Genomic DNA, 12578 nt, shown 5'->3' with positions numbered 1-12578 from the left:
CGCCGGACCGCATCCGAGGTCCCGGGAATCCGCCGAACCACGAAGGAGATGCGTGTTCTACTGGAGAGACCTGGACAGTGTGCCCCCGGACTTCGGGCCCTCCGTCCTGACGCTCGGGAACTTCGACGGCGTGCACCGGGGCCACCAGCGCGTCCTGCAGCAGGTCGTCGAGGCGGCGCGACAGCGTTCCGCGGCCGCCGTCGTCGTGTCCTTCGACCCGCACCCCGCCCAGGTGCACCGTCCCGCATCCGCCCCCGAGCTGATCATGGGCCTCGAGGACCGCGTCGCCACGCTCGCCGGGACGGGCATCGACGCGCTGCTGATGATGCACTACACCCTCGACCTGGCCGCCTCCTCCCCGGAGGAGTTCGTGGAACGGGTGTTCGTGCGGGCGCTGAAGGCCAGGGCCGTCGTGATCGGCCACGACGTCCGCTTCGGCAGGGGCAACAGCGGCGACCTCGACACCATGCGCGAGCTCGGCCGGAAGCTCGGCTTCGAGGTCATCACGATCGACGACTTCGGCGCCAGCTACCCGGTGGACGCCACGGACGCCGACGGCGACCGGCGCTGCTCGTCGACCTGGGTGAGGGAGGCCCTGGAGGCCGGCGACGTCGGCACCGCCGCCCGTGTGCTGGGCCGCCCCCACCGCATGCGCGGCGACGTGGTGCACGGTGCGGCGCGCGGGCGGGAGCTCGGCTATCCGACGGCGAACCTCGCCGCGTCCTCGGAGGGCTTCATCCCCGCGGACGGCATCTACGCGGGCTGGCTCGTCGACCAGGCCGGGACCCGCTGGCCGGCGGCCATCTCGGTCGGATCGAACCCGACCTTCGACGGCGTCGACCGGCAGGTCGAGGCGCACGTCATCAACCGGCCCCCGGAGCGGGTGCAGGACTTCGACCTGTACTGCCAGGCGGTCGTCGTCGAATTCGTCGAACGGCTCCGCGGGCAGGTGGCCTACACCGGGCCCGAGGCGCTGATCGAGCAGATGAAGCTCGACGTCGAGCGCGCGCGCGGCCTGCTTTCGACAGAACAACAGCCCAGACGCTAAACTGGACGAAGATCCGGCTGCAGTCCGTGGTGGCTGGATTTTTCTGTGTCGTCGTGCAAGCGATGCTCAGCACTTGTTCACGGTACAACTCTAGGAGTTACTCGTGGCCCTTGACGCCGCCATTAAGCAGGAAATCATCAAGGAATACGCCCTGGCCGAAGGTGACACCGGTTCACCCGAGGTGCAGATCGCGATGCTTTCCCGTCGTATCCTCGACCTGACCGAGCACCTGAAGATGCACAAGCACGACCACCACACGCGTCGTGGCCTGCTGCTTCTCGTGGGTCGCCGCCGTCGCCTGCTGGACTACCTGCGGGACACCGACATCACGCGCTACCGGACGCTCATCGAGCGCCTGGGTCTGCGTCGATAGACAGCACCGGAAGGCGGCATCCTCCCTGTCGGGGAGGAAGCCGCCTTCTCTGCTCGACCGGGCGGACGGGACCTAGTCCCCGCCGGCACGGGCAGGACCAGCACCACCAGCACGGCCTGCACCAGCAGGAATGATCAACGCACAGCAGGGGTCGACCGGCACCGCGCATTCGCGGTCCTCGGTAGTGGTCTCCGGAACGCATGCGACATGCTGCTCCGTGGATCTCGATCGAAGACCGGGTGCCGTGGACCGTCCAGAAGGGACGGGACCACGTCGGGTGCCGATCGCCTCCGATGCTCAGCCCCGACAAAGGAAACGGAGGTGACTCTCTTGGAGGGTCCCGAAATTCAGTTCGCCGAAGCAGTGATCGACAACGGTCGCTTCGGAACACGCACCGTCCGGTTCGAGACCGGCCGCCTCGCCCAGCAGGCCGCCGGCTCCGCCATGGTCTACATCGACGAGGACACCGCCCTGCTCTCGGCCACCACCGCGGGCAAGCAGCCGCGCGAAGGCTTCGACTTCTTCCCCCTGACCGTCGACGTCGAGGAGCGCATGTACGCCGCGGGCCGCATCCCGGGCTCGTTCTTCCGCCGCGAGGGCCGCCCCTCCACCGAGGCCATCCTCGCGTGCCGCCTCATGGACCGCCCGCTCCGTCCCGCGTTCGTCAAGGGCCTCCGCAACGAGGTCCAGGTCGTCGTGACCATCCTCGCGATCAACCCCGACGTGCGCTACGACGTCGTCGCGATCAACGCGGCCTCGATGTCCACGCAGCTCTCCGGCCTGCCCTTCTCCGGCCCGATCGGCGGCGTCCGCGTCGCCCTCGTGTCCGACGGCAGCGGCACCGACCAGTGGATCGCCTTCCCGAAGCACTCCGAGCTCGAGAACTCCGTCTTCGACATGGTCGTCGCCGGGCGCATCGCCGGTGACGACGTCGCCATCATGATGGTCGAGGCCGAGGCCACCGACAACTCGTGGACCCTCATCAAGGAGAACGGCGCCACCGCGCCCACCGAGGAGATCGTCGCCGACGGCCTCGAGGCCGCCAAGCCCTTCATCCGCGCCCTGTGCGAGGCCCAGGCGGACCTCGCGGCCCGCGCCGCGAAGCCGACCGTCGAGTTCCCGATCTTCCTCGACTACCAAGACGACGTGTACGCGGCCATCGAGGCCGCCGGGTCCGAGAAGCTCGCCCAGGTCTTCCAGATCGCCGACAAGCAGGACCGCGGCACCGCGACCGACGCGCTCAAGGCCGAGCTCATGGACGCCCTCGGCGCCCAGTTCGAGGGACGCGAGAAGGAGCTCTCCGCAGCCTTCCGCTCGCTCAACAAGGCCGTCGTGCGCCAGCGCATCCTCAAGGACCAGGTCCGTATCGACGGCCGGGGCCTGAGCGACATCCGCAAGCTCACCGCCGAGGTCGAGGTCCTGCCGCGCGTGCACGGCTCCGCCATCTTCGAGCGCGGCGAGACCCAGATCATGGGCGTCACCACGCTGAACATGCTCAAGATGGAGCAGCAGATCGACTCGCTGTCGCCCGTCACGCGCAAGCGCTACATGCACAACTACAACTTCCCGCCCTACTCCACCGGTGAGACCGGCCGCGTCGGTTCGCCGAAGCGCCGCGAGATCGGCCACGGAGCACTGGCAGAGCGCGCCCTCGTGCCCGTCCTGCCGACCCGCGAGGAGTTCCCCTACGCGATCCGCCAGGTCTCCGAGGCGCTGAGCTCCAACGGCTCGACGTCGATGGGGTCCGTCTGCGCCTCGACGCTGTCGCTGCTCAACGCCGGTGTGCCCCTCCGCGCACCGGTCGCCGGCATCGCCATGGGCCTCGTGTCCGACGTCGTCGACGGCCAGACCCGCTACGCCGCGCTGACCGACATCCTGGGAGCCGAGGACGCCTTCGGCGACATGGACTTCAAGGTCGCCGGCACGGCCGAGTTCGTCACCGCCATCCAGCTCGACACCAAGCTCGACGGCATCCCCGCCTCGGTGCTGGCAGCCGCGCTGAAGCAGGCCCGCGAGGCACGCCTGCACATCCTCGGCGTCCTGCAGGCCGCGATCGACGCACCGGACGAGCTCTCCGAGTTCGCGCCGCGCATCATCTCGGTCAAGATCCCCGTGGACAAGATCGGCGAGGTCATCGGCCCCAAGGGCAAGATGATCAACCAGATCCAGGAGGACACCGGGGCGGACATCTCGATCGAGGACGACGGCACCGTGCTCATCGGCGCCACGAACGGCGAGTCGGCCGAGGCCGCCCGCGCCGCCGTGAACGCCATCGCGAACCCGCAGGTCCCCGAGATCGGTGAGCGCTACCTGGGCACGGTCGTCAAGACCACGACCTTCGGCGCCTTCGTCTCGCTGACCCCGGGCAAGGACGGCCTGCTGCACATCTCCGAGCTGCGGAAGCTCGCCGGCGGCAAGCGCGTCGACAACGTCGACGAGATCCTGACCGTGGGCCAGAAGGTCCAGGTCGAGATCACCAAGGTCGACGACCGCGGAAAGCTGTCGCTCTCGCCCGTCGTCGCCGACGAGCCGGTCGAGGACGCCGGCATCGAGCTGCCCGCCGTCGCAGAGGGCGACGACGACTAGCAGGTCGCCGCGCTCGTCCCGAGCAGCCCACGGCCCGCGGCCCCGGCGCCGACCGATCGACTCGGTCGGCGCCGGGGCCGTCGGCCTTTCCCGAACGACCAGGAAGACCAGCATGCCCCTGCCCTCCGTAGTGTCCCTGCCCCTGCTGCCGACCCCCCGCACGGGGACCGGCGGCCCCGACCCCACCTTCGTGGCCGGGGATCCGGGCGGCAACGTCGTGCGGCGCAGCGTGCTGCCCGGCGGCGTCCGCGTGCTCACCGAGGCCATGCCCGGGCAGCGATCCGCGACCATCGGCTTCTGGGTGGGCGTCGGCTCCCGCGACGAGGCCGACGGCCAGCACGGCAGCACCCACTTCCTCGAGCACCTGCTGTTCAAGGGCACCGCGCGCCGCAGCGCCATGGACATCGCGTCGGCGTTCGACGAGGTGGGCGGCGAGTCGAACGCCGCCACCGCGAAGGAGAACACCTGCTACTACGCGCGGGTCCTCGACACCGACCTGCCCATGGCCATCGACGTCATCGCCGACATGGTGACGTCCGCCGTGCTCGACCCGGAGGAGCTCGAGCAGGAACGCGACGTCATCCTCGAGGAGATCGCGATGGACAGCGACGACCCGGCGGACGTCGCCCACGAGAGGTTCGTCGAGCTCGTGCTGGGGGACCACCCCCTCGGCCGGCCCATCGGCGGCACCCCCGAGGCGATCCGCGCGGTCCCGCGGGATTCCGTCCTCGCGCACTACCGTCGCTACTACACCCCGTCCGAGCTCGTGGTCACCGCCGCGGGCGGCCTCGACCACGACACCGTCTGCCGGCTCGTGCAGGAAGCCCTCGAGACCGCCGGGTGGGCGCTCGACGAGGGCGCGCTGCCCGTGGCGCGCCGTACGACGACCGAGGCCCCCGTGGCCGGTGCGACGGGCACGCACGTGATCCGCAGGGCCGTCGAACAGTCGAACATCCTCATCGGCTGCTCGTCCCTCACCGCGACCGACGAGCGACGGTTCGCCATGAGCGTACTGAACGCCGTCCTCGGAGGCGGCATGTCCTCCCGGCTCTTCCAGGAGATCCGCGAGAAGCGCGGCCTCGTCTACTCGACCTACTCCTTCTCCGCCGCGTACGCCGACGCGGGCTACTTCGGCATGTACGCCGGGTGCTCGCCCGCCAAGACCGGGCAGGTGATCGAGCTGCTCGGCGCGGAACTCGACCGCCTGGCGGCCCACGGCATCGACGCGGAGGAGCTCCGCAAGGCCGTCGGCCAGCTCTCGGGCGGACTCGTCATGGCCCTCGAGGACAGCAGTTCCCGCATGTCCCGGCTCGGCCGGTCGGAACTGGTGTCGGGGGAGTTCGTCGACATGGACACCTCGCTGGAGCGCATCCGCTCCGTCACCGCCGAGGACGTGCAGTCCCTCGCACGGGAGCTCGCCGCGGCACCGCGGACCACCGTCGTCGTGGGCCCGTTCGACTCGGAAGCGGACTTCGCCCGCTGACCCTCAGGGCGGACGCGCTCTAGCCGCCGGCGAAGGGCGGCAGCACGTCCAGCACGTCGTCGTCCCGCAGCACTCTCGCCGGGTCGCGCAGCGCCACCTCGTTCAACAGGAAGCTGCTGCGGTCGAGGACCTTCGCGAGGGAGGGGCCGGCCGTCCGCGCGGGGCGTGCGCGCAGCTCTGCCAGCACCGCGTCGAGGGTGCGCCCGCCCGGCAGGCGCTCCTCGTCGACGCCGGTCGCGGCCCGGGCCGCCCCGAAATACCTCACCAGCACCTCAGCCACCGATGGCGCTCATCGATCGCTCGGGCTGCACGAAGTCCGCGGCGCCGAGGCCCGTGTGGTCCATGCCGTGCGCGCGGGGCTTCAGCCACATGGCCTCGCGCCAGCGCTGCGCGACGGCGTCGTCGTCCGCGTCGGAACGCAGGAGCTCCCGCAGGTCCGTCTCCTCGCGGGAGAAGAGGCAACTCATCACCTTGCCCTCCGCGGTGACACGCGTCCGGCGGCAATCGGCGCAGAAGGGCTCCGTCACCGACGCGATGATGCCCACCGTCCCCAGGACGACGTCGGGGGCCGCCTTCGCGCGCACCTCCCACCGCTCGGCGGGTGCGCCGTCGCGCGTGCGCGGGTCCGGTGTGAGGACGAAGCGGGTCTCGACGAGCGCGCGCATCTCCGCGGCGGTCACCATGCCCTCCTTCGTCCAGCCGTGGTCCGCGTCGAGGGGCATCTGCTCGATGAAGCGCAGTTCGAAACCGCGGGCCACCGCCCACTCGACGAGGTCCGGTGCCTCGTGGTCGTTGATGCCGCGCATGAGGACGGCGTTGATCTTCACGAGTCCGAGACCGGCGTCGGCGGCGGCCTCGATCCCCTTCAGGACGCGATCGAGGAACGGCCGGCGGGTCAGCTGCGCGAAGGTGTCGGGGTGCAGCGAGTCCATGGAGACGTTGATGCGCGTCAGGCCGGCGTCCTTCAGCTGCGCGGCCCGCCGGTCGAGCCCCAGCGCGTTGGTCGTCATCGAGATCGGCAGGTCGGGGTGGCCGGTGCGGATGTCCCTGATGATGTCCAGGAGGTCGGCCCGCACGAGCGGCTCGCCGCCCGTCAGGCGCAGTTCCCGGACCCCGAGCCGGTCGACGCCGATGCCGACGAGGCGCACGATCTCCGCACGTGACAGGACCTGGTCCTTCTGCAGCCAGTTGAGGCCCTCCGCGGGCATGCAGTAGGTGCAGCGCAGGTTGCACTTGTCCGTGAGGGACAGGCGCATGTCCGTCGCGCGCCGGCCGTGGATGTCCAGGAGTCCCTGGGCGGCGGCAGCGCGCGGCATTCCGAGGTGAACTCCCATACTGCGAGGGTACGCCCTCCGGCCCCCGCCGCCCTATCGCGTGGACGGGGAACGAGCGGGCACCCGCGGTCGTGTATGGGATGGTTCTTTTCGGCGGCGGACCGTCGCCGGGGCCGGACGGGAAGGCAGCGATGAGCCGACGGCGCACCTGGGCGGCGCTCTCCGGCGCCCTCGCCGTGGGGATCGGCGTGATCGGCGGCGAGCTGGCGGCCGCCGCGCTGAGCCCCTCCGTGACCCCGGTCAGCGCCGTGGGCTCCGCCGTCATCGACGTCGTGCCGCCCGGCGTGAAGGACTGGGCGATCGCCTGGTTCGGCACCGCGGACAAGGCGGTCCTCCTCGGAGGCATCGCCGTCCTCATCGCGGTCCTCGCCCTCGCGGCCGGCGTCCTCGAGTACCGGAGGTCCTTCGCCGGTCGCGCGGTCGTCGCCGGCTTCGGCGCCCTCGGGGCCCTCGCCGTCGCCTCCCGGCCGCAGTCGTCGCTCGTGTCGTACGCGGCGCCCGTCCTCGCCGTGGCGGTGGCGGTGCTCGTGCTCGACGCCCTCGTGCGGGCCCTGCGGGCCTGGGCCCGGGCATCGGAGGGCGGCACGACGGCGACTCCCGCACGCCGCCGGTTCCTCCAGGGGGTGTCGGGCGCCGCCGTCGTCGCCGCCGCCACGGGTGCCGCGGCGACCGGCGTGCGCTCCTCGCAGTCCACGGTGGCACGGCGGCGCTCGGCCGTCCGGCTGCCCGCGCCCGCGCCGACCGGGTTCCCGGCACCGGAAGGGTCCGTCATCCCCGCGGGGGCGGAGCTCGACGTCGAGGGCATCACCGACCTCGTGACGCCGTCCGACGACTTCTACCGGATCGACACGGCCCTCGTCGTGCCGGTCGTCGATCCTGCGCGGTGGTCCCTCAAGGTCTCGGGGCTCGTGGACCGCGAGGTCGAGATCGGCTTCGACGAGCTGCTCGCCCTGCCCCTGGTCGAGCGCCACATCACCCTCGCCTGCGTGTCCAACCCCGTGGGCGGGGACCTCACCGGGACGGCGCGCTGGCTCGGCTGGCCGGTCCGGGAGCTCCTGGCCCGTGCGGGCGTACGGCCGGGAGCGGACATGGTCCTGTCGCGGAGCGTCGACGGGTTCACGGCGGGCACGCCCCTCGAGGCGCTGACCGACGGCCGCGACTCCCTCCTCGCGGTCGGCATGAACGGCGAACCCCTGCCCGTCGAGCACGGTTTTCCCGTCCGCCTCGTGGTGCCCGGCCTCTACGGCTTCGTGTCCGCGACCAAGTGGGTGAGCGAGCTGAAGGTGACCCGCTTCGCCGACGACCGCGCGTACTGGTCCACGCGCGGCTGGTCCGAGCGCGGCCCCGTCAAGACGTCCTCCCGCGTCGACGTGCCCCGTCCCGGTGCGCGCGTGGCGGCGGGGGACGTCGTCGTCGGCGGTGTGGCGTGGGCCCAGCACACGGGCGTGGAGGCCGTCGAGGTGCGGGTCGACGGCGGCCCCTGGCAGCGCGCGCAGCTCGCCACCCCCGTCTCCGTCGACACGTGGTGCCAGTACCGCGCCACGCTGCGGCTCGAGGCGGGCACCCGCACCGTGCAGTCGCGGGCGGTGGACCGCGCGGGAGGCGTCCAGTCGGAGGCCTCCGTGGCGCCCGCGCCTGACGGGTCCGAAGGACTGCACACGGTAACGTTCACGGTGACCTAGACCTGCCCGGCCTGTCCCGGCCCTCCCGCGGCGGGACAGCGGCAGCACCCCCGGAAGGCAGCCATGAGAAGAACCGTCGCCGAACACCGGGCCGCCGTCGCCGGCCTCCTGCGCTGGAGCAGCGGGTACGACGGCGGTGCACCCGAGCTCCTCCCGCTTCCCGGCGCGCTCGGCCGCGCCCTGGCCGAGGACATCGCCGCGCCCGTGAGCCTGCCGCCCTTCGACAACTCGCAGATGGACGGCTACGCGGTCCACGCCGACGACCTCGGTGCCCCGTCCGCCCTCCTCGTGGCCGAGGCCATCCCCGCGGGCTCCGTGCCGCCGCCCCTGGAACCGGGAACGGCCGCACCCATCATGACGGGCGCCATGCTGCCCGACGGCGCGGCGGCCGTCGTGCCGATCGAGCGCGCCGACCCCGCACAGTTCCACTCCGCGGCGGACAGGGCCGCCGGTCCCGTGACGGTCCGGCTCCCCGGCGGCATCGATACCGGTCTGTTCGTGCGGCGCGCCGGCAGCGACATCGCGGAGGGCGAGACGGCGCTCCCCGCGGGCACGCTGCTCGGACCGGCCCAGCTGGGGCTCCTCGCGGCCTGCGGCGTCGGCGCGGTGCGGGTCCGTCCCCGCTTCCGGGTGCTGCTGCTCTCCACGGGGGACGAGGTCGCCGAGCCGGGCACCCCCCTCGCCCCCGGGGCCATCTACGACGCGAACTCCACACTCCTCGAGGCGGCCCTCCGCGAGGCCGGGGCGGAGGTGGCCCGCCACCGGCTGCTCGGGGACGATCCGGCCGTGCTGCGGGACGCGTTCGACGCGATCCCCTCCGGGAGCACCCACCTCGTCCTCAGCACGGGCGGGATCAGCCAGGGCGCCTACGAGGTCGTGAAGCAGGCACTGGCGGACAGCAGCGTGGAGTTCTCCTCCGTCGCCCTGCAGCCGGGCGGCCCGCAGGCCCACGGGACGATCTCCGGCATCCCGTTCCTCGGGTTCCCCGGCAACCCGGTTAGCGCCCTCGTGTCCTTCGAGATGTTCCTCCGCCCCGCCCTGCACCGGCTGACCGGCATCCCGGCTCCGCGCCCGGTCCTGGACGCCGTCCTCGTCGAAGCCCTCGAGAGCCCCGGGGCGAAGCACCAGGTACGCCGCGGGCTCTACCGGGACGGGAGGGTGGCCCTCGTCGGCGGGCCCGACTCCCACCTCCTGCACGCCCTCGCCGCCTCCAACTGCCTGGTGCACGTACCGGTCGGTGTCGCCGCGCTGGCCGCGGGCGAGCGCGTGGAGCTCACCCTCACGGGCCCCGAGCCCGCCGACCCCTTCGCGGTGGAGGACGTGCTCGTCCTCGAGGACGCCGGAACCGGTCCGGCCACCACGGACGGGCCCGGCACTGGTTGAATGGACTCCGCAGAAAGGATCCATCCATGAACCCACCACCCCCGCCCGCCGACGGTCCGTCCCCGGCGCTGTCCCATGTCCGCGCCGACGGCACCGCCCACATGGTCGACGTCTCGGGCAAGCAGGCCACCGTCCGCCAGGCCGTCGCCGAGGCGACCCTCGAGACCCGACCCGACGTCGTCGCGCTCATCGCCGAGGGGGACCTGCCGAAGGGTGACGCCCTCGCCGTGGCCCGGATCGCGGGCATCATGGCCGCGAAGCAGACCTCCTCGCTGATCCCGCTCTGCCACCCGCTGCCGCTGTCGAAGGTCACCGTCGACTTCGAGCCCGACGGCGGACACGTCAGGATCAGCGCACTCGTGCGGACCACCGCGCTCACCGGCGTGGAGATGGAGGCCCTCACAGCGGCGTCCGTCGCGGCCCTGACCCTGTACGACATGATCAAGGCCGTCGACAAGCACGCCGTGATCAACGGCACCCGGGTGCTCTCGAAGTCCGGCGGCAAGAGCGGGGACTGGAGCAGATGACGCCCCTCCGCACCGCGGCCGTGATCATCGCCTCGACCCGCGCCGCCGCCGGGACCTACCAGGACGAATGCGGGCCCGCCATCGCCGACTGGCTCTACCGCCACGACTTCGCGGTCGCGGAGGCCGTCGTCGTGCCGGACGGCGAGGCCGTCGGCACCGCCATCGGAGCCGCTCTGGAGGCCCGCCCGGCCGTCCTCATCACGAGCGGCGGGACCGGGCTGAGCCCCGACGACGCCACCCCCGAGCAGACCGCCCCCTACCTCACGCGCAGCCTGCCCGGCATCATGGAGGCGCTGCGCCGCGCCGGCGCGGACGCGGTGCCCACCGCGGTCCTCAGCCGCGGGCTCGCAGGCGCCGCGGGTTCCACCTTCGTCCTGAACCTGCCCGGATCGCCCGGCGGGGTCCGGGACGGGCTCGCCGTGCTCGCACCGCTCATCGACCACATCTGCTCCCAGCTGGAGGGCTCCCATGACCACCGGTGAAGTCGTCCACGCGGCCGTCGCCGCCGCACCGATCACCCCCCAGGAGGCCGCCGCAGGGGTCGACTCCCCATCCTGCGGCGCCGTCGTCGGCTTCAGCGGCGTGGTGCGCGACCACGACGGTGGGCGCGACGTGGCGTCGCTGAGCTACTCCGCCCACCCGAGCGCCGAACGGGTCATCCGCGAGGTCGCCGAGGAGATCGCCGTCCGCCACGACGGCGTGCGGATCTGGGTGGCCCACCGGGTCGGCCCCCTCGCGATCGGCGACCAGGCGCTGGTAGCCGCCGTCGGCGCCGCGCACCGCGGGGAGGCGTTCCGCGCGTGCTCGGACCTCGTCGACCTCGTGAAGGAGCGCGTACCCATCTGGAAGGAGCAGTTCTTCACGGACGGGACCGTGGAATGGGTCGGCGCAGGCGCCGAACAGTAGGGTTGACCGTATGACTGAACACCTGCCCGTGGCCGTCCTGGGCGCCCGGGGACGCATGGGGGCCGAGGCCGTCCGCGCCATCGAGGCGGCTCCCGACCTCGAACTCGTCGCAGCCCTCGGCAGCAGCGACCCGCTCGACTCGCTGGTGTCCGCCGGGGCAGGCGTCGTCGTCGACCTGACCGTCCCGGCGGCGACCTTCGACAACGTGGCCTTCGCCGTGGGGCACGGCATGCATGCCGTGGTCGGGACGACGGGCTGGACCGCGGAGCGACTCGAACGACTCCGGTCCCTGCTCGCCGCCACGCCCGCCACCGGGGTCCTCATCGCCCCGAACTTCGCCCTCGGCTCGGTGCTCGCCTCGGCCTTCGCCGCCACCGCGGCACGCTACTTCGAATCGGTGGAGATCGTGGAGCTGCACCACCCCGACAAGGTGGACGCCCCCTCGGGCACCGCCGTCCGGACCGCGCAGCTCATGGCCGCCGCCCGCGCCGCCGCGGGCGTCGCGGACGCGCCCGACGCCACACGCGAGCAGGTCGACGGCGCCCGGGGAGCCAGGATCGACGGCATCCCGGTGCACTCCGTGCGCCTCCGCGGCCTCACGGCGCACCAGGAGGTGCTGCTCGGCGGCCCGGGGGAGCAGCTGACCATCCGCCACGACTCCTTCGACCGCGCCTCCTTCATGCCCGGCGTGCTCCTCGGGATCCGCTCCGTGGCCGACCACCCCGGCCTCACGGTCGGCCTCGACGGCTACCTGGACCTGCAGGCCGGCGGGAACCGGTGAGCGCCGGGGAGTTCTACCGGGAGCACCGGGCCAGGCTCGGCGTCCTGCTCATCACGGCGCTGCTCGTCTTCTGGCTCGCCGTGGCCTTCCAGCGCAGTTTCCTCCTGCTCGGCGACCCCGCACCCGTGGCGAAGGCGATCGGCGCCGCCTACCTGCTCCTGCCCTGCATCGGCGCCTGGGCGCTCGCCCGGGAACTGCTCTTCGGCGCGCAGGCGCAGCGCATGGCGCGGCAGCTCGAGGGCGAGGGAGGACTCCCCGTGGACGACCTGCCGAGGACGCCCAGCGGGCGCATCGTGCGCTCCGCCGCGGACAGCGCCTTCCCCGCCTACCAGGCCGAGGTCGAGGCCGACCCTGCGAACTGGCGCAGCTGGTTCCGGCTCTCGTGCGCCTACGACGCCTCGGGGGACCGCAAGCGGGCCCGCAGGGCCATGCGCGACGCCGCGAAGCTGTACCGGCAGCACGACGCCGCCTAGTC

The 12578-nt window shown here is 72.4% G+C and carries 13 protein-coding genes; 11 read left to right on the top strand and 2 right to left on the bottom strand.

Features of this window, described 5'->3' with window-relative positions; translation table 11 throughout:
- Positions 1–52: 52 nt before the first annotated feature.
- From CXQ97_RS05915 to CXQ97_RS05900, 4 genes are all read left to right on the top strand, one after another.
- Entirely contained in the window at positions 53–1048 is a 996-nt protein-coding gene (locus tag CXQ97_RS05915) for a bifunctional riboflavin kinase/FAD synthetase (RefSeq protein WP_104179937.1), read from the top strand.
- A gap of 103 nt (positions 1049–1151) precedes the next feature.
- Positions 1152–1421, top strand: coding sequence for a 30S ribosomal protein S15 (rpsO, locus tag CXQ97_RS05910; protein ID WP_049829981.1), 270 nt, complete (start codon positions 1152–1154; stop codon positions 1419–1421).
- Between the two features lie 330 nt (positions 1422–1751).
- Positions 1752–4007 (top strand): polyribonucleotide nucleotidyltransferase, encoded by a 2256-nt coding sequence (locus tag CXQ97_RS05905; protein ID WP_104179936.1) that lies wholly within the window; start codon positions 1752–1754, stop codon positions 4005–4007.
- A gap of 112 nt (positions 4008–4119) precedes the next feature.
- Positions 4120–5490 carry a pitrilysin family protein gene (locus CXQ97_RS05900; RefSeq protein ID WP_104179935.1) on the top strand — a complete coding sequence of 457 codons (1371 nt, stop codon included), beginning with the start codon at positions 4120–4122 and terminating at the stop codon, positions 5488–5490.
- A gap of 19 nt (positions 5491–5509) precedes the next feature.
- Here CXQ97_RS05900 and CXQ97_RS05895 read toward each other — a convergent pair whose 3' ends face one another.
- Entirely contained in the window at positions 5510–5761 is a 252-nt protein-coding gene (locus CXQ97_RS05895; protein ID WP_104180304.1) for a MoaD/ThiS family protein, read from the bottom strand.
- 1 nt (position 5762) lies between these two features.
- A complete protein-coding gene (moaA, locus tag CXQ97_RS05890; protein ID WP_104179934.1) occupies positions 5763–6824 on the bottom strand; it encodes a GTP 3',8-cyclase MoaA in 1062 nt (353 codons plus the stop codon).
- Between the two features lie 131 nt (positions 6825–6955).
- Between moaA and CXQ97_RS05885 the strand changes: the two genes are divergently transcribed.
- From CXQ97_RS05885 to CXQ97_RS05855, 7 genes are all read left to right on the top strand, one after another.
- Entirely contained in the window at positions 6956–8506 is a 1551-nt protein-coding gene (locus tag CXQ97_RS05885) for a molybdopterin-dependent oxidoreductase (RefSeq protein WP_104179933.1), read from the top strand.
- Between the two features lie 63 nt (positions 8507–8569).
- On the top strand, positions 8570–9889 hold the full coding sequence (gene glp / locus CXQ97_RS05880) for a gephyrin-like molybdotransferase Glp (RefSeq protein ID WP_104179932.1): 1320 nt from the start codon (positions 8570–8572) through the stop codon (positions 9887–9889).
- A 26-nt stretch (positions 9890–9915) separates the two neighbouring features.
- Entirely contained in the window at positions 9916–10416 is a 501-nt protein-coding gene (gene moaC / locus CXQ97_RS05875) for a cyclic pyranopterin monophosphate synthase MoaC (protein ID WP_104179931.1), read from the top strand.
- A complete protein-coding gene (locus CXQ97_RS05870; protein ID WP_104179930.1) occupies positions 10413–10898 on the top strand; it encodes a molybdenum cofactor biosynthesis protein B in 486 nt (161 codons plus the stop codon). The genes moaC and CXQ97_RS05870 overlap by 4 nt, the downstream gene beginning before the upstream one ends.
- Positions 10885–11322, top strand: coding sequence for a molybdenum cofactor biosynthesis protein MoaE (locus CXQ97_RS05865; RefSeq protein WP_104179929.1), 438 nt, complete (start codon positions 10885–10887; stop codon positions 11320–11322). Before CXQ97_RS05870 ends, CXQ97_RS05865 begins: the two co-directional genes overlap by 14 nt.
- A gap of 10 nt (positions 11323–11332) precedes the next feature.
- On the top strand, positions 11333–12103 hold the full coding sequence (dapB, locus tag CXQ97_RS05860) for a 4-hydroxy-tetrahydrodipicolinate reductase (protein ID WP_104179928.1): 771 nt from the start codon (positions 11333–11335) through the stop codon (positions 12101–12103).
- Positions 12100–12576 (top strand): hypothetical protein, encoded by a 477-nt coding sequence (locus CXQ97_RS05855; RefSeq protein ID WP_104179927.1) that lies wholly within the window; start codon positions 12100–12102, stop codon positions 12574–12576. The genes dapB and CXQ97_RS05855 overlap by 4 nt, the downstream gene beginning before the upstream one ends.
- The last annotated feature ends 2 nt before the right edge of the window (positions 12577–12578 follow it).

Origin of the sequence: Arthrobacter sp. B0490 (assembly GCF_002929355.1) — a bacterium.
Classification (GTDB): Bacteria; Actinomycetota; Actinomycetes; order Actinomycetales; family Micrococcaceae; genus Arthrobacter_D.
Note: the sequence above shows the minus strand (reverse complement) of the source record. Positions and strands in the feature narration are given on the sequence as shown.